The organism is Frankia casuarinae (assembly GCF_000013345.1).
In the GTDB taxonomy this organism is placed as follows: domain Bacteria; phylum Actinomycetota; class Actinomycetes; order Frankiales; family Frankiaceae; genus Frankia; species Frankia casuarinae.
Window position 1 is genome coordinate 5298615 of record NC_007777.1, and the last position, 22537, is coordinate 5321151.

Consider the following 22537-nt stretch of genomic DNA (forward strand, 5'->3'; position numbering starts at 1 on the left):
GCCAGCGATGACCCGCCCGCCGATCCCCCTACCTCCGCTACGCAGGCCGAGGTCGGCGGACCTCACCGCGACCTTCGCCGGTTTCCCGCTGCCCACCGGCACCAACCTCCCGCCGTACCGGCGCCGGGAGCTCATCCTGATGATCTTCGCCGGCGTGCTCGCGACCAGCGCGCTCGCCGCGTTGACCTTCGCCGACATCGGCCAGGTCTCGCTCGGGATCTTCTCCATCGGTCTCGGCTTCTTCTGCCTGTGGGCGCTGGCCCACCTGGCGGTACGCAGGTTCGCGCCGGCCGCCGACCCGGTGCTGCTCCCGGTCGTCGTCGCGCTCAACGGCCTGGGCCTGGTCATGATCTATCGGCTCGACCTCGCCAAGGCGGATGCCGCCGAGCGGGCGGGAACCCACATTCCGCCCGGTGCCGCGCAGACGCAGCTCGTCTGGACCCTGCTGGCGGTCATCGTCTTCATCCTGGTGCTGGCGCTGGTACGCGATCATCTCTCGCTCGCCCGGTACGCCTACACGGCCGGCCTGGTCGGTCTGGTCGGTCTGGTGCTGCCGATCGCGCCGGGCATCGGCGCGACCATCAACGGCGCGCGCCTCTGGCTGCGGATCGGGCCGTTCTCCTTCCAGCCGAGCGAAGTCTCGAAGATCATTCTTCTGATCTTCTTCGCCGGCTATCTGGTCAACAAACGCGAGGTCCTCTCGGTGGCCTCCCGCTCCTTTCTCGGGATGGGGATCCCGCGCGCCCGCGACCTCGGGCCGGTACTGGTGGCGTGGCTGGCGAGCCTGGGCATCCTGATCGTGCAGAAGGACCTCGGCTCGTCCCTGCTGTTCTTCGGAATGTTCATGGTCGTCCTCTACGTCGCCACCGAGCGGGTATCGTGGCTCTTGGTCGGCTTCGTGCTGTTTCTGTTCGGTGCCGTGATCGCGCACAGCATGTTCAGCCATGTCCAGGTCCGGGTGGACGGCTGGCTGCACGCCTTCGACGGTGACAACCCGTCGAGCACGTCGTACCAGCTCGTGCAGGGCCTCTACGGCTTCGCCGCCGGTGGCATCACCGGTACGGGGCTCGGGGAGGGGCACCCGCAGAAGGTGCCGTTCGCGAACACCGACTTCATCATGGCGAGCCTCGGTGAGGAGCTCGGTCTCACCGGCGTCATGGCCATCCTGATGATGTACGCCCTGGTCGTGCTGCGCGGGATGCGCGCGGCCCTCGGCGCGAAGGACCCGTTCGGCAAACTGCTGGCGGCCGGGCTGTCCTTCACCCTGGCGCTGCAGGTGTTCGTGCAGGTGGGCGGGGTCATGCGGCTCATCCCGCTGACCGGGCTCACGCTGCCGTTCGTCTCCTACGGCGGGTCGTCCATCGTGGCCAACGCCGCGATCATCGCGTTGCTGCTGCGGGTCAGCGACGCCGCCCGCCGCGCACCCGAACCGGTGCCGGATGCCCCCCTGTTCGACCCGGGCGCGGTTGCAGAGAGTCCCACCCAGGTGGTGAAGACGACATGAACCGCACGGTGCGCAAGGTCGCCGTCGTCTGCATGGTCCTCTTCGCCGCGCTCCTGGTGAACGCGAACTGGCTCCAGGTGGGCGAGGCGGGCAGCCTCAAGTCCCAGCCGACGAACGGGCGTCAGATCACCGAGCGCCTGGAACGACAGCGGGGCGCGATCGTCGCCGGTGACGTGGAGATCGCACGTTCGGTGCCGTCGAACGACCAGTACAAGTACCAGCGGCAGTATCCGGCCGGGCAGCTCTACTCCAACGTTACCGGCTACTACACGCTGTTCACGGCGGCCGGCCTGGAGCGGTCCGAGGACGTCTTCCTGTCCGGAGACGACGACCGACTGCTCGCAAGCCGGGTGACCGGCCTGTTCACCGGCGCGGAGCGGCGCGGCGGTTCCGTGGTCACCACGATCAACCCCGCCGTCCAGAAGGCGGCGGCGGAGGCGCTCGGCAACCGCAAGGGCGCGGTGGTCGCCATCGAGCCGTCGACCGGCGCGATCCTGGCGATGGTCACCAACCCTTCCTACGACGCGAACGCGCTGGCGGCCCATGATGAGAAGGCCGCGGCCAATGCCTATGGGCTGCTGTCGGGCAATCCAGATCAACCGCTGCTGAACCGGGCAGCCCAGCAGACCTATCCGCCCGGTTCGACCTTCAAGCTCATCACCGCCGCCGCCGCGCTGTCACAAGGCAGGACGCCGGACACTCGTGTCGCGGCACCCGATGAGCTACCGCTCCCACTGAGCACCGTGCGGCTGCCGAACTTCGGCGGCGAACGCTGCGGCGACGGCGAGACCGACACCCTCATTCACGCGCTCGCCATCTCCTGCAACACCGCGTTCGCACAGCTCGGTATCGATCTCGGTGCCGACACCCTGCGCCGGCAGGCCGAGGCCTTCGGCCTGAACGCGACCTTCCCCGACTTCCCCTTGCAGCAGGCCCGTAGCGTCTTCCCCGCCAAGCTCGACGCCGCGCAGACCGCGCAGTCGGCGATCGGCCAGTACGACGTCCGGGTCACGCCCCTACAGATGGCGGAGGTGGTCGCGGCGATCGCCAACGACGGCACGGAGATGAAGCCCTATATCGTGTCCGAACTACGCAGCCCGGACCTCAAGAGGATCAGCAAAACCGAGCCGAAGAAACTCGGTGAACCGGTGAGCAGCGAGGTGGCCGCCCAGCTCACGACCATGATGGAAAGCGTGGTGACGTCGGGGACCGGTCGGCGGGCGCAGATCGGCGGCGTCACCGTCGCCGGGAAGACGGGGACCGCCGAGCACGGCACCAGCCTGCCGCACGCCTGGTTCGTGGGGTTCGCCCCGGCGGACGCTCCGAAGATCGCGGTTGCCGTCATCGTCGAGGACGGCGGCGGCGAGCTGGGTACCGGTGGTGCCGTCGCCGCCCCCGTCGCGAAACAGGTCATACAGGCCGCATTGGACAAGCCATGAACAACTCCCCGGGCAATCCCATCTCCCCGTCGCAGCCCTTCGCCGGCGCCGCGTCGCCGAACACCGTCCTCGACAACCGGTACCGCCTGAACGGGCGGATCGCCGCCGGCGGCATGGGTGAGGTCTGGCGTGGCCTGGACCTGACCCTCGGCCGCCCCGTCGCGGTGAAACTGCTGCGCCCGGAGTACGCCAGCGACGAGTCGTTCCTGGTGCGGTTCCGCGGCGAGGCCCGCCATGCCGCCCGGCTGTCACACCCGGGCGTCGCCTCGGTCTATGACTACGGCGAGGTCGCGACCGCCGACGACTACCCGACCGCCTACCTGGTCATGGAGCTGGTGGAGGGGGAGCCCCTCTCCGCCGCGCTGCACCGGGAGAAGCGGTTGTCCCCGGAACGCACGCTGGACATCCTCGGGCAGGCGGCCGACGCGTTGCAGGCCGCGCACGCCCTCGGCGTGGTCCATCGCGACGTCAAGCCCGGCAACCTGCTGCTGCGCCCGGACGGCGCGGTGAAGGTCACCGACTTCGGGATCGCCCGCGCGGTCGACGCCGCGCCGCTCACCGCCACCGGCATCATGATGGGGACGGCCTACTACGTGTCCCCCGAGCAGGCGTCCGGGCGTCCGGTGACACCGGCGAGCGACGTCTACTCGCTCGGCGTCGTCGCGTACGAGTGCCTCGCCGGTCGCCGCCCCTTCGACGACCGCAACCCCATCGTGGTCGTGATGGCCCACCAGCAGGACACCCCGCCCCCGCTGCCGACCGACATCCCCTACCAGGTACGGGCCCTGGTGGACTCGGCGATGGCCAAGGACCCCGCGCGCAGGCCCAGTTCGGCGGGGGCATTCGCGCGTTCGGCGGCCGGGATCCGGCGCAGTCTGTGGAGCCCGGAGCCGGCGCGCTGGCCCGGCGCACCGGACGCGACCGCCCGCCATCCGGGGCCGGGCGCCGTCCTCCCGCCCGCCGGTGCCGCCGCTCGCCCGCCCCGATCCACCTCGCGCACCCGGCCACCGTCCTGGGTGGCCGCACCGCCACCGTCCGGTCACACCAGTGGACCGGGGCGCACCGGCGCTTCGCCGGACAACGCCCAGGCGGTTCCCGATGGCCCGGAAGCCATGCTCGGCGGACCCGACGTACCTGCAACGGCCCTGCACAGCCCGCCCTTCGGCGGCCCCGACACGGCGTACGGTGGCCCCGAGTCGGCGTACGGCGGCTCGGCCTACGGGACGTCGGACCGTGGCGGCCCCCGCGATCCCGGCACCGCCTACCACCCGGGTCCGCCGCCGTGGGCCCGTACCCCCGGCGGCCCCCCAGGTCCGTCCGGCCCGGACAGCCCGGATGATCTGCGGCCGGGCTGGGAGGGGCGAGCCGCTCGACGGCACCGGCCGAAGGCGGCCTCCCGTCCCGCCCTGCCACTGCCACTTCTGATCATTCTGCTGATCCTCACCGTGGTGATCGTCGCATTCGCGACCAACAGGTTGTTCTCCGGCAGCAATTCCGCATCGAACTCCGCGACCACACCACCGAGGGTGGTCTACCCAACCGCAATCGGTGATGAAATCGTCAGCGGTAACGCCGGGTCGGCGATTTCCGGCGCGGGAGGGGCGACGGCAGGGGAGTATTCGTGACCGACGTGACGGAGATGTATGCCCCGGGGGCTGGGCCGCAGATCATCGGCGGGCGTTACGAGCTGGGCGAGGGCATCGGCTATGGCGGCATGGCGGAGGTCTTCCGCGGTCGTGACATCAGGCTCGGCCGTGAGGTCGCCGTCAAGACGCTGCGCCCGGACCTCGCCCGTGATCCCACCTTTCTCGCCCGGTTCCGCCGAGAGGCGCAGTCCTCGGCCGCGCTGAACCACCCCGCGATCGTCTCGGTGTACGACACGGGCGAGGACCTCATCAACGGGGCGCAGATCCCCTACATCGTGATGGAGTTCATCGAGGGACGGACCCTGCGCGACGCGCTGCAGACCGAGGGCCGGTTCACCGAACGCCGCGCTATGGAGATCACCTCCGACGTCTGTGCCGCCCTGGACTACAGCCACCGGATGGGGATCATCCACCGCGACATCAAGCCGGCGAACGTGATGCTCAGCCCGGACGGCTCGGTCAAGGTCATGGACTTTGGCATCGCCCGCGCCACCACCGCGACCTCCTCGACCATGACCGCGACGGCGGCGGTGATCGGCACCGCTCAGTACCTGTCCCCGGAGCAGGCCCGAGGAGCCCGCGTTGACGCCCGCAGCGACGTCTACACCACCGGGGTGCTGCTCTACGAACTGCTCACCGGGTCGCCGCCGTTCCGCGGGGACAACCCGGTGGCCGTGGCCTACCAGCACGTGCGGGAGGACCCGCTGCCGCCGTCCGCTCACGATCGCGACATCTCCCCCGAGGCCGACGCGATCGTCCTCAAGGCGATGGAGAAGGACGCCGACGACCGCTACGGCACTGCGGGTGAGATGCGCGACGATCTGGAACGGGCGCTGGCCGGACGGCGCGTGCACGCCATGATGGGAGGTGGTGGCGCGGGCGGGGCCGCCACCACCCTCGGCCCGGCCGCGCCCGGCACGGCGATCCTCAGCCGCGGTGACCGAGCGGGTTATCCCACCCGGGACCGCTACCGCGACGACGACTACCGCAACGACGACCAGACCACTTACCGCGACGTCCCCTACGACGACGGCCGGTTCGGCACCGGTCCGTTCGACCGCTACGACGTGACCGGGGCCATCGACCGGCGGGCCGTTCCCAATCAGGAGCGTTCCCAGACGTGGAAGTACATCCTCGCGGGTCTCGGAATCGTCATCGTCTTCGTCGCCGTCGTCCTGCTCGCCACGACCTTCCTCAGCACCGGTGACAACACCGCCTCCACGAAGAAGATCCTCGTCCCGACCGGCCTCGTCGGGCAGAACGAGCAGCAGGCCCGCGCCCGGCTGCAGAGCGCCGGCTTCGGGGGGGAGGTGGTCACGAAGCTGGTCGATTCACCGGACCTGGCCGGTCGGGTCACGGCGGTCGACCCGGCCGAGGGCAAGGAGGTCGCCGCCAAGGGGGTGATCACCCTGTCGATCGGCAAGGCCGCCGACGACGTCCAGATCCCCGCCGACCTGATCGGGAAGACCCAGGCCGAGGCCGAGGCGGCCCTGCGGGCGTTGGGGCTGGTCCCGAACCCGATGGCCTACGGCAACCCGACCAGCCAGAAGGTCGGCACGGTGGACAGCACCGATCCGCAGGCGGGTTCGGCCGTCAAGCGCGGCAGCACGGTCACGCTCAACGTGGTCAGCCCGAACGTCAACGTTCCCGACGTGCGCAACCGCACGTACGACAATGCCGCCGCCGAACTCGGCCGCTACGGGCTGAGGGCGGCCCAGCAGCCCGTCGCGAACAACAACGTGGCGCCGGGGACGGTTGTGGACCAGAGCCCGTCCGGCGGCAACGTCCCTCGGGGTTCGACCATCACGCTGTCCGTCGCCCAGCAGATCCAGACCACCGCGCCGCCGACTCCAACCGAGACGCCAACCGGGCCCACCCCGACCACGGAGCCGACCAGCACTTCGCCGAGCCCGACGGGTAATCCCACCCCTGGGACACCGGCCACGACGAAGCCGGGCGGCCTGGGGGGGCTGCTGGGCGGCCGCAACGGCGGTGGCGGTTCCGGCGGTGGCGGTTCCGGCGGTGGCGGTTCCGGCGGTGGCGGCACCTGAGGTCGTCGCGCCGACGGAGGCGGTCGTGGCTGCTCAGGCAGTATGGGACTGCGGCCGCCCACGGCAGGGTGCCTGATGCCGCGGGAGGTCACGATCTGATGCGCATCCTGGTGATCGACAACTACGATTCGTTCGTCTTCAACCTTGTCCAGTACCTGGGCCAGCTCGAGACCGAATGCATCGTGCGCCGCAACGACGAGATGACGCCGGCCGACCTCGCCGCGCTCGGCGTCGACGGGGTCCTGCTCTCCCCGGGACCGGGTACGCCCGAGGCGGCCGGCGTGAGCATTCCCATGGTGCGAGCCTGCGCGTCGGGCGGCATGCCGCTGCTCGGGGTGTGCCTGGGCCATCAGGCGATCGCGGTCGCGTTCGGCGCTACCGTCGACCGCGCCCCGGAGTTGCTGCATGGCAAGACCTCGGTCGTCCGCCATGACCGGACCGGCGTTCTCACGGACCTGCCGTCGCCGTTCGTCGCGACCCGCTACCACTCGCTGGCCGTCGAGGAGGACACCCTTCCCGAGGAAATCGAGGTGACCGGCCGGACCGAAAGCGGCGTGGTGATGTCGCTGCGCCATCGACGCCTCCCGCTCGAGGGCGTGCAGTTCCACCCGGAGTCCGTCCTCACCCAGGGCGGCCACCTGATCCTCGCCCGTTGGCTGGACCAGTGCGGCGACGGCGGCGCGGCGCGCAGGCTCGCACCGGGGCTGTCCGCCGAGGTCGAGACCCTGCGGACGGCGGCGTTCTCCTAGCCGCGCCTGGCGATGCCGGACGGGTCGATCGGCCCGTCGTAGCCGGGTAGCCGGCTGTCGGCGGCCTCCTCGACGCGGTATCCCAGCCGGTAGGCGTCGACGTACTGCCGGTAGATCGTGACCTGCGGATTGGCCTGCAGGCTGGAGCGCAGCGCGGCGACCTCCCCGATCGCCGTGATCCGGAACGGCGGGGAGAAGACCTCGCCGTGCAGCAGAAGAGTGTTCCCGACGCAGCGGACCGCCGTCAGTGCCGTCACCCGGCGGTCCATGATGCTCATCGCCTCGGCGCCGCCGGCCCACAGCGCGTTCACGACCGCCTGGACATCCTGCTGGTGCACGATGAGATCGTCGGGCCTCGGGGCGGGCACGCCGGGGGCGTACGGGCCACCCCGGCCCTCCCGCGGGGCGTCGTCCAGCTCGACGGTCAGCGCCGGCCCGCGCACCGGGGCCAACCCCGCGGGACCGGCCAGCGACTCGACCAGGGACCGGGCGGCGGCATCGGTCCCGAGCGCGAAGCCCGGTGCCCCCGACGGGACGGCCTGCGCCGTGGTCGCGCGCCGCCGCGACTCGGCGTCCAGCCCGGCGCGGCGGTCGGCCACCCGGCCCGCCTCCTCGTCTACAACCTGCGCGACTCCCGCCCGCTCCTGGGCCGCCCAAGCGGCAGTGTCCCGCGGGCCGGCCCGATCGAACGGGCCGCCGTCCAGCACCACGACGCCGGACAGCACGCCGGCCCAGAACAGCGACACCGCCCAGATCACCCGCCGCGACCGGCCCCCCGGCCAGGGCCAGGGCCGTAGCCCGCCGTGCACCGTCGTCCCCAATCTCCCTCGGTGCCCCGCTGAACGGTTCACCCATGCATGCCGATGAATCGCCGGGGGCGGCACGCGACCATGCCACAACCAGCCCGGCCGGGCGATCCGTCCGCCGCGTCGGAGGTATCGCCTCCCGCGCAGGCTACGCGGCCGATGGCGCTCTCGATGCCACATGGGTCTGATCGCCCCGGCACCGGCCGCGACGTCGGCGTCGCCCGGGCCCCGACCGGAGGTGAATCCCGCCGGCCGGTACGCAACGGCGTTTCCACGGACGCCCTGTCTACGCTGGTACCCAGCGCGAGACCGCCGATGGCCGGACGAGGACGGCGACGACGGTCGCCGCTCTCGTCCACGCACGGCCATCGAGGAGTTCCGCAGTGCCCGAGTCACGACGCCGCAAGCCCAAGAAGCCAACCCCGACCACCACCGCGGGCGCGTCGGCACGCAGGCGGAAGCCGCCGTCCCCGCCCTGGTTCGGCGGTCTGATCCTCGCGTTCTTCCTGCTCGGGATCGCCTACCTGCTCGTCTACTACTTCTCCAACGGCGGCGTCCTGGGGATGGAGGGGCTGGGCGGCTGGAACATCCTTATCGGGTTTGGTTTTGTCGTCGTCGGACTGGCCGTGTCGACCCAGTGGCGATAGCCGGCCCGCACGCCAGACGCCTGATGGCCACGCCCGGCACAACCACCAGAGCTTCCAGCCGTGTTATTCATCCACAACCGTTGTCCACAAGTGTGGATACCTCCACCTTGATCACCGATTACCCAGGGAATCCTGTTGCATCCTGAACGTCAGAAGATTTCCGGCTCCTCACCCTACGAAGCCACGATCGGGTTCTCCCGGGCGCTCCGCGTGGGCGAACGCGTGTTCGTCAGTGGGACTGGGCCGGTGTGGCCGGACGACACGGTTCCACCGGACGCTGAGCTGCAGACCCGGCGGTGCTTCGAGATCATCCGCACCGCACTGCGCGAGGCGGGCACCGATCTCGGTGACGTCACCCGTACCCGGATGTTCATCACCGATCCCGCCCACGCTCCGGCCGTCGGCGCCGTCCACGGCGAGCTGTTCGCCGCGATCCGCCCAGCCGCCACGATGGTCGTCGTTGCGGGACTACTCGACGAGCGTTGGGTCGTCGAAGTGGAAGCCGAGGCGATCCTTGGGTCCGGGGCTGGGTCCGGGGCTGGGTCCGGGGCTGGGTCCGACTGACGGCCGGCCCTGACGCCGGGTCCGGATCCGGGACCGTCAGCGCGCGATGACCGCCCTGCGCAGACGCGCCACGGCGCGTTCGGCGTCGCCGGTTGTGACGATCAGGCGCCGGAACTCGCCACCCGGGCGGACCTCCACCACGACCGCGGGCCGGCCGCGGTAGACAGCGACAAACTCCTTGCCGCCCCGCGACCGCCAGGTCCCGAGGGCCATGACGCGCGGCAGTCCGGTCCCGGGCGCCCGCCATCCGTGCACTTCCGCGAACGCATCCGCCGCCAGGCGTACGTCGAGTACCTCGTCGAGCCGCACGGAGACGTCCCCACGCACCGCGCCGATCCGTTCAAGCCCGCGCAGGACGACCTCGACCCGCTTGTCCACAACCTCCAGGCTGGCCACAGCTCCCACGTTAATGCCACGACCCGCTCGGGTTCGCCTGATCGCCGTGGCCACCTGTCCCGGGACCGGCCTGCACGATCAGGTCGAGGGGGACGGCCGGGCGTAGGCCTCGGCGTCCTCGGCCCTGATCACGTACATCACCGCGTTGATCAGGGCCAGATGGGTGAACGCCTGGGGGAAGTTTCCGAGATGGCGGCCACTGACCGGATCGATCTCCTCGGCATAGAGATCCAGCGGGCTGGCGAGGCTCAGCAGCCGTTCACACAGCTGCCGGGCACGGGTCAGCTCGCCGATCTCCACCAGGGCGGAGACCAGCCAGAACGAGCAGATCAGGAAGGCGCCCTCGGTGCCGGAGACCCCGTCGTCGGTCTCCTCCGTGCGGTAGCGCAGGACCAGCCCGTCAACGGTCAGCTCGTCGGCGATCGCGAGCACGGTGGCCTTCACGCGTTCGTCGGCCGCCGGCAGGAACCCGAGCAGCGGAATCAGGAGCAGTGAGGCGTCGAGCGCCTTCGATCCGTAGTACTGGGTAAACACACCGCGATGATCCACACCCTTCTCGCACACCTCGGCGTGGATCTCCTCCGCCACGGCCCGCCAGCGCGCCGCCGTCTTGGCGTCCCCCCGCATCTGCGCCAGCCGCCGACCCCGGTCCAGGGCAACCCAGCACATCATCTTGGACACGGTGAAGTGCTGCGGCGCCCCGCGCACCTCCCACATCCCGCGGTCCGGCTCCCGCCAGTGCGTGGCCGCCGCCTCGACGAGGCGCACGAGCACCGGCCAGAGCCGTTCGGAGAGGTAGTCACGGGACTTGGTGTGCAGGTACACGGAGTCGAGAACGACACCCCAGACGTCGTGTTGACGTTGCAGTGCCGCTGCGTTGCCGATCCGTACCGGGTAGGCTCCCTCGTAGCCGGACAGGTGACCGAGGACCTCCTCGTCGATCTTCGGCTCGCCGCTCACCCGGTACATCACCTGGATGTCGTCGTCATCGTTCTCGGCGACGTCGGCGATGAACGAGAAGAAATCGTTGGCCTCGTAGTCCAGCCCGAGGGTGTACAGGCCCCACAGCGCGAAGGTGGAATCGCGGATCCAGCTGTATCGGTAGTCCCAGTTCCGTTCGCCGCGCGGGGTCTCCGGCAACGAGGTGGTCGAGGCGGCGAGCAGAGCACCGGTCGGCGCGTAGGTCAGTCCTTTCAGCGCGAGGGCGCTGCGCTGCAGATGGCGCCGCCAGGGATGGTCGGGAAACATTCCCCGCGACAGCCACTGGCGCCAGAACTCCGTTGTCCGGTCGACGGCGACGCACGCCTGCAGGTAGGTGTCCGGAAGCAGGGGCTCCTCCGGGCGCCAGGTGAGCGCGACGAACGCGGTGTCCCCCTCCCGCAGCGTGGTGCGAGCCAGTGCCCGCCGGCCGTCGAAACCGAGCCGCAGGTCGGTACGCAGCCGCAGCGTGACGTTGGTGCCCGCATGGCTGATCACGCCGGAGGAGTAATCCTCTCCCTCGTACTGCCAGGACTCGGGCTCACGGCCGTAGTCGAAGTTCGGCTCGCACACCAGGCTGAGATCCACCGAGCCGTGCTCACAGCGAGCCAGCCGGAGCAGCACGTGGTCGGCGTCCCAGTCGCTCGGCGTCCGACGGTGCGTGTTCGAACGCTTGTGGGTGCGATGCCAGCGCCCGACCACCAGGCAATCGGTGACGATGAGCCAGCCGTTCGGCGTCTGCCAGGTGGTCTCGAGAATGTTCGTCCCGGGGAGGTAGCGCCGGCCGGCCGGGATCTGCGTACGCTCGGGACCGAAACGGAAGCCCCCGGCCGACCGGTCCAGCACCGACCCGAAGACACTCGGGGCATCGGGCCGGGGCACACACATCCACTCGACGTTGCCGCTGGGGGCAACGAGACAGGACGTCTCACAGTCGGACAGGAATCCGTACTCGGCGATCGGCGGGAAGGGACTGCCCCCGCTGCGCCGCACCGGTGAATGTGCCATCTGATCCCCCTGCCCGCGCCGTGCCACGGCATCCATCACGCTATCGCCACCACACGTAGATCGCTACTATGAGTATTGACAAGAAAGCGAATGGTAGCCGCTACTCGGCGGCGTGCAAGCGTCGCGGCCGTCCTCACCCCCGCGACCAGGGCTGTCGGGCTACAACTGCCGGGCTACACCAGTGTCGACGACTTGATGATCGCGGCGGCGAACAGCAACGCGAGCACGGCGGCGACCCCGCCCGCCTGGAGCAGCACCCGGCGGGGCGGGACGTAGGCGTAGATCAGACCGATGATGGCACCGACAGCCAGCCCACCGAGATGCCCCCATTTGTCGATGTTGCTGAACGAGAAGGTGATGGCGAGGTTGATCCCGAGCACGATGAGGATCTGCCGGGAGTCCACCCGCAGGCGGCGGGCGATGATGTAGTAGGCGGCAAAGAACGCGAAGATCGCGGTGGACGCGCCGACCGACACGGTGAACCCGTCACCGAGCACGTAACTCAGGGTGTTCCCACCGAGCGCCCCCGCCACGAACAGCGCGAGGTACCGAGCCCGCCCGAGGATCGCCTCGAGCTGAAACCCGAGCAGATACAGCGCGTACATATTGAACAGGATGTGGAGCACGCCGGCGTGCAGGAAGGCCGCGGTCAGCAGCCGATAGTACTGGTCGTCCGCCGCGATCCGGATTCCGATCATGGCGAAGTCGCCGGTGAAGCGGTTGAAGGTGCCGCGGCCGGTCAGCCCGGGCGCGCCCTGCAGGATGTAGGCGGCGACGCACAGGCCGATGAGGATCTGGGTGACCAGCCCCTGCCGGGCGACCTGAGCCGGGCCGCCGAGTGTGGTCCGCGTTCGGCGCTGCGGCGTGGAGCGGTCGCCCTCCTCCGGGCAGTGGAAGCCGACCGCCGCCGGGCGCATGCAGTCGGGGCAGATCGGCCGGCCGCAGCGCTGGCAGGAGACGTAGGTCTCCCGGTCCGGATGACGGTAGCAGTGCGGGATCATCGCGGCGCCGGGTGGCTGCGGCCGGCCGGCGGGAGGACCACCCGCGGGAAAACCGCCCGCGGGAAGACCGCCGGTGGGCGGCGGGGGACCGCCGGAACCGGAAGGTGGAGTCCACCCCGACCAGCCGGGCGCCGGGCCGACCGTGGGTCGCCACCCCGGCTCGGCCACCGGGTGCCCCGATCCGGCCGGGCGCTGCTCCGGGCCGCCCGGCTGGTCATCCGTGGGCGGTTCGACGGGCGGGTTCGCCGTCACCGCGCCGCCCCGGAGGCCAGCGTCGCCGCCGGAGGGGTACGGCTGACGTGAACACGTCCGGCCGCCCGTACGCACGCGGCGGCCGACGACCGCGCACGCCGCGCGGCTGGAGCTCTCATGCGCCGTACTCCCGGGTTCGAGGCGGTGACCGGCCGGTCAGGCGGACCGGCGGTCGATCACGATCTCCTGGATGACGATGTCGGACTTCGGCCGGTCCTGCGCCCCGGTCGGCGCCTTGGCGATCGCATCCACCACGTCGGTTCCCCGCGTGACCTCACCGAAGATGGTGTGCTTGCGGTTGAGCCAGTCGGTGGGCGCGACCGTGACGAAGAACTGCGAGCCGTTGGTCCCCGGTCCGGCGTTCGCCATCGCGAGCAGGTACGGCCGGTTGAAGGTCAGGTCCGGATGGAACTCGTCGGCGAACCGGTAGCCCGGACCACCTCGACCGGAGCCCAGCGGGTCACCGCCCTGGATCATGAAGTTCGGAATGACCCGATGAAAGATCGTTCCGCTGTACAGCGGCGTGCCGGTCTTCTTGGCACCGGTCTCCGGGTCCGTCCACTCCTGCGTGCCGGTCGCGAGGCCGACGAAGTTCCGCACCGTCTTGGGAGCGTGGTCGGGGAACAAGCGGATCTCGATGTCCCCCTGAGTCGTCCGCAGCGTCGCGTACAGCTCCTCGGCCATGAGCCTCTCTTCTCTTCAGATCGATCTCTGCGGGTGTCTGGTCAGCCGGCGTCCGGATGGGTCTCGATCGTATGCGCCGGGCGCCGCGGGGGAATTCCATCACCGAGGTTCGCACCGGGTACACCTTCCCAAGGGCACAGCCCAGACATGTCACCCAAGTATTAGTGACACGCTACGGAGGGTTAACGCGTTGGAGAAGCCCGCCGACGGGGTACGGCACACTTCACAGATCTTGACCACACCGATACCTGGGCACACCACCAGTTCGATGGTCGGACGCCTCGACCATCGGCTCAACGAGAGGGCACCATGAGTACGATATTGAAGGACAGACTGTCACATGTCGCCGACACGGTGCCGGTTAGCGGGCTGTCCGACACCGCGAAGAGCGCCGCCGACCGCGCCGGCACGGTCGCTCACAAGGCGGCGAGCAAGGCCGGGGGTACGGCCGGCTCGGCCGCGTCGGCCACCAGGGATGTGGGCGCCAGCGTGGCGCACCGGATCTCCGACGCCTCCAGCACGGCCACCAAGACCGGTGCGTCGGCCCAGAAGGCGGCCGGGAAGGCCGCGGGCCGGGCCGTCGGCAAAGCCACCGCCGTGTCCGGTCGGACCGCCAGGCGGATCGAGAAGGCCCGGGCGCATGCCGAGCTCGCCGCCGAACGCGCCCGGGCCGCCGCCGAACTGCGGGCGGAGAAGCATCGCTCCCGGCGCGCGGTGCAGCGCGAGGCCAAGGCGCGCCTGCAGGCCGACAAAGCCCAGGAGATCCTGGAAAAGCGGCTGGCGAAGGCCGAGTCCAAGCTCGCGAGGGTGCACCGCCGTCGGCGGCGGGAGTTCCTCACGCTCGCCCTCGTCGGCGCGGGTGCGGCGGGGACCGCCGCGGTGCGGCGGTACCTGGCCCAGGCGGAGGAAAGCCCGGCCACCACCGCCGAACCCGTGCCGCTTGACACCACCGCCACCGCATCCCCCGCCGGCACCACCGCATCCCCCGCCGGCACTGATACCCGGGGCGCCTTCGACGAAGGCCTGTCCGCCTCGGCGACCCCTGACTTCGAGGAGTTGCCCGGCGTCGACCCGTCGCGCGGTGCGCCCAGCCGGCGGCGCTGAGATCACGTGCCGGCGATCGACGTGCCGGCGATCGACGTGCCGGGCAAAGCGTGGCTGCCGGACGCACCCGCATCCCGGCAGCTCGTGGCCAGCATCCGGCAACCGGTCACCTCGTCCCCGCGACCGGTCCGACCGGGCCGACCGGGCCGACCACGCGGTAGGTCCCGGGAGCGCCGGCTGGGACGGCGGGGTGCGCCGGTGCTCTCGGCGCAACCGGCCGGTAGGCCGCCCCGAGAGGTGGGCGCGGGTCGGGTTCCCCCTTGTTCGGCCAGAAGGACATCGCCCGTTCGGCCTGCGCAGTGATGGTCAACGACGGGTTCGCGCCGAGGTTCGCCGAGACCGCGGCGCCGTCGACGACGTGCAGCCCCTCGTATCCGAAGACCCGGTGGTAGGGATCGATCACTCCGGTGGTGGGATCCGTGCCGATGGGGGCCCCGCCGAGGATGTGCGCGGTCAGCGGGATGTTGGCGATCTCGCCGATCGACCCGCCGGGGTAGCCGCCCATCCTGGCCGCGATCCGGCGGGCGGCATCGTTGCCCTCCGGGATCCAGGAGGGGTTCGGCTCACCGTGTCCCTGCCGACTCGTCAGCCAGCCGAGACCGAACGGCCCACGGCGCAGGGAGACGATCAACGAGTTGTCCCACGACTGCATGACCAGCGCAATGATGGTCCGCTCGGACCATCGCCAGGGCAGTGACGACGCCAGCGCCTGATGTGGGTGGAGCACGACCTGACGCAGGTATTTCAGCCAGCGCGGCACCCGCCCGCCGCCGTCGGTCATCGACGCGCTGATCAGTGCCATCAGGTTGCTCCCCCGGCCGTAGCGCACGGGTTCGATGTGGGTGTGCTCGTCGGGGTGGAAGGACGAGGTGATCGCGACTCCCCGGGCGATCCGCTGATCGGGGCGCAGCCTGGATGCGCCCAGGATCGCCTCGGAGTTCGTCCGGGTGAGATGACCGAGCCGGTCGGACAACGCCGGCAGGTCACCGCTCTGTTTCATCGCCAGCAGCAGCCGCTGGGTGCCCAGGGTGCCGGCGGCGAACACGACCTGCTCCGCGGTGAGGGTACGTCGCCGACGCCGGACGAGACCCCCCGTCCGGACCATGTCGAGCTCATACCCGCCGGTCGAGCGTGGCCGGACAGCCGTGACCGTGGTGTCCGGGACTACCCGCACACCGGCCCGCTCGGCCAGGTACAGGTAGTTACAGTCGAGGGTGTTCTTGGCCCCTCGACGGCAGCCGCTCATGCACTCCCCGCACTCTACGCATCCCGTCCGAGCCGGGCCGGCGCCGCCGAAGTACGGGTCAGGGACACGCACGCCGGGTTCCCGGCTGCCGTCGCGGCCGAAGAAGACACCGACCGGCGCCGCCGCGAAGGTGGACCCGACCCGCATCTCCTCGGCGACCGTGCGGAACACCTCGTCGGAGTACGTCGTCGTCGGGTTGGGATTCACCCCGAGCATGCGTTCGGCCTGGTCGAAGAACGGCTCCAGCTCACGGCGCCAGTCGGTGATGTCCCGCCACTGCGGGTCGGTATAGAAGGCGTCGAGCGGGCGGTACAGCGTGTTCGCGTAGACGACCGAGCCGCCACCGACCGCCGTTCCGGACAGCACCACGACCCGACCCAACCAGGTGATCTTCTGGATACCGTGGCAGCCCAACCGCGGCATCCACAGATACCGGCGAACGTGCCAGCTGTTCTTCGGCAGCGTGTCCGGGGTGAACCGGCGACCGGCCTCCAGCACGAGGACACGATGGCCCTTCTCCGCGAGCCGTAGCGCGCTGACGCTGCCGCCGAACCCGCTCCCGATCACGATCACGTCGGCGTCATAGCCGCCGTCCGACCCGGAATCAGCCACGGGTGTCGTCCACCGAAGTCACCATGACTTCCCATGATGGGCTGTCGCTGGGACTATGCAACACCATCCGCCACTGACCGTCACCATCCGCGGCACGCCGCCGCTCGCCGCGGCGAGCGACCCGGACCACAGGTCGACCGGCTCAGGCCGCGCCGTCAGCCGCCGACTGGCTCGCCATCTGGGCATGCGCACGTCCCGCGCGAGCGGCCTCCTCGATAGCCTCCAGCGGTGGCCGCGGGATCGACACGGGCGGCGCCTCGGATTCCGGGCGGGCGGCTCGGGACCCGTAGGCCTCCCATCCTGGGCGTCCGGGCGCGGGTCCCCTCTCCTTCGCGGTGCGGGTGTAGCGCCCGCGCCCCTGGTTCGGGACGGTGGAACCCGGCGTCGGTCCGGTCCTGATCCCCCGGTTCTCCAGGCAGGCGCGGCAGTTGCAGTCGGCGGACGCCCTGGGCAGGCGATCGAGTCGCCAGGACAGATTGTCGATCTCGTCGCCATCCCCGACCAGGACACCGGTCGTGATGATGTGCACTAGATGCAGGGCCAGTTCAACCGGTTCCCAGCTGTCCTCCTCCAGGATCACCCGCAGTTTCTGGTAGATAGCCAGGTAGTCGGACGTCGGGCGCCGCATCGCGTTCGCGAGGACCGTGATCACCTGGCTGGCGGCCAGGGTCATCGGCTCGGGCGGCGGAGGGGGCAACGGGACTGTCGGGGCGCCCCGCTCCGGTTCGGGAGTCGACGCGTCCGCTGCCCCAGCGGTCTCGTCCGTCAGGACGTGTGGCTCGTCCGTCACGGCCCCGCGGGTGGCGGGATCGACGGTGCCCACGGCCGGAGCCGGTTGGGGGTCGCCGTCCGCTCGGGCGTCACCCGGCTCCGGCTGGTCTGAACGGGCGGTGTCCGGATCATCCGAACGGGCGGTGTCCGGATCATCCGAACCGGCGGTGTCCGGATCATCCGAACCGGCGCTGTCCGGGCGGTCGGCGCCCCTCGAGGGGGCGAGGTTGACCGCCGGGCTGGCGGCACCAGGCGAGCCATCGCCCGCCACGGACGCCATCGCCCGGGGACGACGGCCGACCGCAGACGCCGTCCGCAGGCCGATCCGGCCACGGCGACCGCCGCGGCGCCGACGAGCGGGCGCGGCCGAGGCGGCGGTTGCCGAGCCGGCCTCCGCGGACGCCGGAGCCGCGGACGCCGGAGCCGCGGACGCCGGAGCCGCCGGCGAGGATGCGACGTCGGCCTCGACCAGGCGGACCTCGCCTGCCCGTACGGCGGCCTCGGGGATGCTCAGGGCTAACCGCGTCGTCCTGCCAGCCGCAGGCCGGGCCACCGTCGCCAACCAGCCCTGGTTGCGCAGCCTGGTGATCTGGCGCTGCACGTGGGTCCGGCTGTAACCGGTCTCCGCGACCAGGGTGACCAGGCCGGGGGCGCTCACCGCGGCACCGGCGGGCGCCGCCGGCGGAACCTCGGCGACGTGGCTCGCCAGCGTCAACGCGACCAGCTTCGCCGCCGACGGCAGGGCCGCCCGCAGCACCGCCCGCTGCCATCCCCCGCGATCGGACACCAGCGTGCCCGGCTCCTGCGCACGGACCAGAACCAGAGCACCGGGGAGGGCAAGCTGGGTCACGGCCGACGCCACATGCCTCCCTTCCTCGGCGGGGTCACTCGAAGCTGACGGACTGCGCCCGCCCGAGCGGACCGGGGCGGGTTGCCCGGGGATCATGCCGACCTGAACGGGTTCGGTGGGTCGGGGACCGGTCAACGTCTGTCCAGGCACGGTACTCCGTGCCTGGAGGGGAGGCTCCTGGGGAGGGCCACCACATTCACATGAAGAGGACATGACTTCATCACCCTCGTTGGGGACTCGTGGTGCGACAGACGCATCAAACATCGCGCGACTGACGCAAAGCAAAAGATGGGGCCGGCGGCCACGAAAAGGCCACACCGGGCCATCCGGAAAGACCTCCCGAGCAGTTCTTCTCCCTGCCTTCAACCTCATCGGGTGACACCAGAAATCGATTTTTAATCCGTCATATTCAATTCCTTATTACCGCGTCACCCGGCGGGACTGCATCCCCGGGGAGGAGGACTCGGCGGCGTGGAGGATCCCCCCGCACCTCGCCGGAGGGATGGCCGGAGGGATGGCCGCCACGGTGACCGCGCCCGAGTACATCCTGCCCACGGCACGTGCGGAGGAAAGTCCGGGCGCGCTCACCGGTTGAACCGGCCCACCGGTATCCGGAACTACGACGGGACTCGGCGCACAAGAAAAATCGCCGGGAACCGGAACACCGGGAGAAACCGGACCGCCCGGTCACGGCATTCTTCGTCCTTGCCCGGCGAGGCCGGACGGGAACAGCCACCTCGCCCGATCGACCCGCCGCCACACAACGGACGCCAACCACCGTCACCGACAACAGAGATCGTGGACCTCCATTGTCGTACCTCGTCGTCTTATCGATCGATCACGGCAGGGGAGCGGCTGGCGCCCAGTGGCTTCCGGTCCGACGACGGGGTTACCGGGGACCGGTGACCCAACCATTCACCACTTCTCACCATGGATCACGCCGACGGGTGGGAAGGATGGTCCAACGTAGGGTTCACCTGGCCCGAACACACGAAAACAACACCGGAAGCTGTTGATCGGCGGGCAGCTCCACTCCACGTTGGCCTCCCCCGCGTTGGCCTCCCCCGCGGGCGGACGGGGTTCCCGGCCGACCAGCCGGGTATCCCGGACCGGGCTTCGAAGGAGGCGGACGATGGCCGACATCGTGGTCGGGGTCGATGGTTCCGAGGGCTCCCACACGGCGCTGCGCTGGGCGTTCACCGAGGCGGAGTGGCAGGGGTGCGGCATCCAAGCCGTGATCGGCTTCGCCCGTGGTCCGGCCCAGCCCGGGATGCGTGCCGGCCTGGCGCAGGCGGCCGAGCGGACGCTGCACGAAACCGTGACGGCGGTCACGCCACCGGGATCGATCGTCTCCGTAACGGAGCAGGCCGTGGACCTGCCGGGTGCGGAGGCCCTGCTGACGGTCGGCCGCGACGCCCGCATGATCGTGGTCGGCGCCCGGGGGCAGGGGCTGCTGCACCGGCTGCGGATCGGGTCGGTCAGTGCCTCCGTCGCCGTACACGCCACGGTTCCGATCGTGATCGCCCGCGGTGACGTCGAGGCCGCGACCGCCGGCTCGGGCGCGACCGCCGCCGAAGGCACGACCCCGGCCGGCGCACCGTCCCGACCGTCCCGACCGTCCCGACCGTCCCGACCGTCCCGACCGATCGCCGTGGGTGTGGACGGCTCCCCCAACGCACTGTCGGCCCTCGCCTGGGCCGCCGGGGAGGCCGCACTGCGCGGGGTTCCGCTGATCGCCGTGCACGCCTGGCTCGCGGCGATCCCGTTGCCGTTCGCCGAGGCACCGGGGGAGATCACCCAGGCCCTGGAGGACCAGGCCCGGGCCGTGCTCGACGAGTCCATCGCGGGCGTCCGCGACCGCGGCCAGCTGCCGGCCGGACTGGACCTACGGGCCGTGGTGCTGCCCGCCTCGGCCACCCAGGCCTTGATCGTCAAGGGTCGCGAGTGCGATCTCGTCGTCGTCGGCGCCCGCGGTCACGGCGGCTTCGCCGAGCTGCTGCTGGGATCGGTCAGCCACCAGTGCATGCTTCACTGCCCCACCCCGGTGGCGATCATTCGGCAGCGGTAGCGGGGCGGCAGCCACCGACCGTTAACGGGTCGGGCCGTGCACGACCGCATGCGTATCCGGGAGGATCCCGTCCCAGGCGTACCACCGCTCGTTGTTCTGCCCGGGCGCCGGATCCCACGGATTACGCAGCAGCACCCGCCGGCGCGCCACGTCCACGGCGAGCAGGGTGTAGGCGTGCGCCGCGACGAGTCCGCCGGGCCGGGTTCGACGCCGGGTGGTCACGATCACCACCTCGCCGTCGGCGAGGAGCTCCCCGAGGGCGGGAACGGTCGCCTCGTGGGCGGCGAACACGTGCGCCGATCGCCCGGTGAGCGTCCGCAGGGCCGTCGCCGCATTTCCGAATTCGATGGCGGGATAGCCGCCGTGCAGCCGGGCGTAGGCCTTCTCGTACAGCGCCGGCCACAGCTCCGGCCGTCCCGCCGCGTCGTCGCCGTCCATCGCGACCTCCTCGTACCCAGCCGCACGCGACCGGGAGGTGCCCGGCGCCCGCGGCCCGGGTGCCTCGTCCTCCGATCGCCCGTACGGCGGCTGGACCCGACGAGCGGGCAGGCTGGCCGTGACGGTGACGCCCACGCCGGCGCCGGCCGGTCCGCGGGGGTGCATGATGATCGTGACAGTACCGTTGGGGTTGGCCCGCAGCCGCTCCGCGAGTAGTCCGGGATCCTGGCGGGCGATGCCGATCAGCGCCGCGACGAGGTAGCAGTCGGCGACGCCGCCCTGCCCCACATCGCTCGGGCTGATCCCGTCACGCACCGTCGGGTCGCCGGTGCGGTCGACCGCCACGACCTCGCCGGGGCGTCCGCGGACGACAGGGTAGCCGGGTTCGAGCCATGGGAAGGCCAGCAGGACGTCTCCGATCATGGCCGAGGAGGCCCCGGCGATCAGGGCGTCGGTGAGGTCGGCCAGCGCCGGCAGGTAACCAAGGATGCCGGGGCTCGGATTTTCGATCACCCGGGCGGCCACCGCGGCAAGGACCGCCAGAGGCCGGCCGCGCAGCCGGGAGATGACCGCCTGGCGCATCGCCGCGGACAGGCCAGCCAGCCGAACGCTGATCGCCGTCAGATCATTGACGGTCACCGTCGCCGGATCCGTGCCGATGCGGGCGACCAGCTCGGCCGCGGCGAAACGCGCCATCCGCCGGTCGATGCCGCGCGCCATGGCCGGCGCTCCGACAGCGACCGCGTGCAGTCCGAACCCGACGGGGTCGTCCCGTCCGGACGAGCCAGCCAGACCGAGCAGGCCAGCCGGAGCGGACGGTTTGCGCTCCCCGAACAGGCAGTGCGGATCGGACCAGTCCACGCCGCCGAACGGATCGGGCAGCCGGCTCAACCGTCCCCCGTCCGCGGCGACGGCTCGGGCCAGGGCGGCCGACCGGTCGCCCGCCGCCCGCAGGCGGTCGGACAGGACGCCCAGCAGGACCGGATCGAACAGAACGGTTTCGTCAATCGGGACCTTCACGGCGGGCCTGCCCCCAGCGTCGCCGGCATCGCCGGAGCCTCCGATAGCCCCGGGCAGGTCCTCCCTCCCCCCGGCATCGCCCTCGACGCCACCGGTGGCCAGTCCGTGCGCCAGCATCCACACCCGTGGGTCGTTCCCGACGCCGCCGGACGCGTCGAACCGGCGCAGCCGGGCGAGCTCGTCGGCGGATACCACGGCAGCCGCGCCTAGACCGAGGCGCAAGGCGTGGGCACGCTCGTCGTACCGCTCGGCGAGCCAGTCGAGCAGCCCGGCCCGATCGCGCAGCACCCCGGCGCCGACGTCAAGCGCCCGCTGCCAGTCGTCCAGCCGGGCGGCGCACCGGATCCGCCACGGTGACCGCCATGCCCGCGGGGTGTCGGCGGCACGCGCACCGGCCAGCACCCCGGCCACCTCCGGGACGAGTCGGCGCAGCCGGGCGGCGCACTCGCGCAGCTCGCCCGCGGCCGCGGCGAGGGCCGCGACATCACGGGGTGTACCAAGGTCTGCTCGCATCGGGCACGCCATCCGGCTCGCTGGCGACGGGATGATCAAAGCGTAACCCGACGGGTCCCCCTCGCCGCGTCGGCTCGGCCACCCGCGACCGCGGGCGCTCGTCCGCGTTAGGGTTTTGATCATTTGGCCGCAGGGACCACGGCCTCCGCGACCCTGCCGCCAAGAACACCGAGAACGCCAAGAACACCAA

The 22537-nt window shown here is 71.0% G+C and carries 17 protein-coding genes; 9 read left to right on the forward strand and 8 right to left on the reverse strand.

The features are described 5' to 3' along the window. Positions 1-7 precede the first annotated feature (7 nt). From FRANCCI3_RS22435 to FRANCCI3_RS22455, 5 genes are all read left to right on the forward strand, one after another. A complete protein-coding gene (locus FRANCCI3_RS22435) occupies positions 8-1504 on the forward strand; it encodes an FtsW/RodA/SpoVE family cell cycle protein (protein ID WP_011438787.1) in 1497 nt (498 codons plus the stop codon). Further along, the gene (locus FRANCCI3_RS22440) at positions 1501-2943 is read left to right on the forward strand and encodes a peptidoglycan D,D-transpeptidase FtsI family protein (RefSeq protein ID WP_011438788.1); all 1443 of its coding nucleotides are present in this window, start codon (positions 1501-1503) and stop codon (positions 2941-2943) included. The genes FRANCCI3_RS22435 and FRANCCI3_RS22440 overlap by 4 nt, the downstream gene beginning before the upstream one ends. Then, complete coding sequence (locus FRANCCI3_RS22445) at positions 2940-4568, forward strand: serine/threonine-protein kinase (RefSeq protein WP_011438789.1); 1629 nt, start codon at positions 2940-2942, stop codon at positions 4566-4568. The genes FRANCCI3_RS22440 and FRANCCI3_RS22445 overlap by 4 nt, the downstream gene beginning before the upstream one ends. Beyond that, positions 4565-6640, forward strand: coding sequence for a Stk1 family PASTA domain-containing Ser/Thr kinase (pknB, locus tag FRANCCI3_RS22450; RefSeq protein ID WP_011438790.1), 2076 nt, complete (start codon positions 4565-4567; stop codon positions 6638-6640). The genes FRANCCI3_RS22445 and pknB overlap by 4 nt, the downstream gene beginning before the upstream one ends. Before the next feature lie 98 nt (positions 6641-6738). Then, on the forward strand, positions 6739-7389 hold the full coding sequence (locus FRANCCI3_RS22455) for an aminodeoxychorismate/anthranilate synthase component II (RefSeq protein ID WP_011438791.1): 651 nt from the start codon (positions 6739-6741) through the stop codon (positions 7387-7389). On the opposite strand, the gene FRANCCI3_RS22460 is transcribed toward FRANCCI3_RS22455, so the two are convergent. After that, positions 7386-8240, reverse strand: coding sequence for a DUF881 domain-containing protein (locus FRANCCI3_RS22460; RefSeq protein WP_235462856.1), 855 nt, complete (start codon positions 8238-8240; stop codon positions 7386-7388). The two genes, FRANCCI3_RS22455 and FRANCCI3_RS22460, sit on opposite strands and share 4 nt — an antisense overlap. 338 nt (positions 8241-8578) lie before the next feature. Here FRANCCI3_RS22460 and FRANCCI3_RS22465 point away from each other — a divergent pair, with 338 nt between their 5' ends. Both FRANCCI3_RS22465 and FRANCCI3_RS22470 read left to right on the forward strand, forming a co-directional pair. After that, a complete protein-coding gene (locus FRANCCI3_RS22465) occupies positions 8579-8842 on the forward strand; it encodes a cell division protein CrgA (RefSeq protein ID WP_011438793.1) in 264 nt (87 codons plus the stop codon). A 135-nt stretch (positions 8843-8977) separates the two neighbouring features. Next, positions 8978-9406: a RidA family protein gene (locus tag FRANCCI3_RS22470; RefSeq protein ID WP_011438794.1), complete on the forward strand. Its 429-nt coding sequence runs from the start codon at positions 8978-8980 to the stop codon at positions 9404-9406. Positions 9407-9442: 36 nt separating this feature from the next. Here the strand turns inward: FRANCCI3_RS22470 and FRANCCI3_RS22475 are convergent, their stop codons facing one another. The 4 genes from FRANCCI3_RS22475 to FRANCCI3_RS22490 form a co-directional block, all read right to left on the reverse strand. Beyond that, positions 9443-9802 (reverse strand): hypothetical protein, encoded by a 360-nt coding sequence (locus tag FRANCCI3_RS22475; RefSeq protein WP_023840019.1) that lies wholly within the window; start codon positions 9800-9802, stop codon positions 9443-9445. A gap of 78 nt (positions 9803-9880) precedes the next feature. Beyond that, positions 9881-11788, reverse strand: coding sequence for a glycoside hydrolase family 15 protein (locus tag FRANCCI3_RS22480; protein WP_011438796.1), 1908 nt, complete (start codon positions 11786-11788; stop codon positions 9881-9883). Positions 11789-11961: 173 nt separating this feature from the next. Then, the gene (locus FRANCCI3_RS22485) at positions 11962-13041 is read right to left on the reverse strand and encodes a rhomboid family intramembrane serine protease (protein WP_235186869.1); all 1080 of its coding nucleotides are present in this window, start codon (positions 13039-13041) and stop codon (positions 11962-11964) included. Positions 13042-13197: 156 nt separating this feature from the next. Then, entirely contained in the window at positions 13198-13725 is a 528-nt protein-coding gene (locus tag FRANCCI3_RS22490) for a peptidylprolyl isomerase (protein WP_011438798.1), read from the reverse strand. A gap of 309 nt (positions 13726-14034) precedes the next feature. Here FRANCCI3_RS22490 and FRANCCI3_RS22495 point away from each other — a divergent pair, with 309 nt between their 5' ends. Continuing rightward, positions 14035-14829 (forward strand): hypothetical protein, encoded by a 795-nt coding sequence (locus FRANCCI3_RS22495; RefSeq protein WP_011438799.1) that lies wholly within the window; start codon positions 14035-14037, stop codon positions 14827-14829. 106 nt (positions 14830-14935) lie between these two features. Here FRANCCI3_RS22495 and FRANCCI3_RS22500 read toward each other — a convergent pair whose 3' ends face one another. Together FRANCCI3_RS22500 and FRANCCI3_RS25460 are read right to left on the reverse strand one after the other, a co-directional pair. After that, on the reverse strand, positions 14936-16687 hold the full coding sequence (locus FRANCCI3_RS22500; RefSeq protein ID WP_011438800.1) for an FAD-dependent oxidoreductase: 1752 nt from the start codon (positions 16685-16687) through the stop codon (positions 14936-14938). A gap of 142 nt (positions 16688-16829) precedes the next feature. Further along, a complete protein-coding gene (locus FRANCCI3_RS25460; RefSeq protein WP_023840017.1) occupies positions 16830-18320 on the reverse strand; it encodes a hypothetical protein in 1491 nt (496 codons plus the stop codon). A 1120-nt stretch (positions 18321-19440) separates the two neighbouring features. Between FRANCCI3_RS25460 and FRANCCI3_RS22515 the strand changes: the two genes are divergently transcribed. Next, positions 19441-20376: a universal stress protein gene (locus FRANCCI3_RS22515; protein ID WP_011438803.1), complete on the forward strand. Its 936-nt coding sequence runs from the start codon at positions 19441-19443 to the stop codon at positions 20374-20376. 21 nt (positions 20377-20397) lie between these two features. Here FRANCCI3_RS22515 and FRANCCI3_RS22520 read toward each other — a convergent pair whose 3' ends face one another. After that, entirely contained in the window at positions 20398-22347 is a 1950-nt protein-coding gene (locus FRANCCI3_RS22520; protein ID WP_023840015.1) for a C2 family cysteine protease, read from the reverse strand. Positions 22348-22537 lie beyond the last annotated feature (190 nt).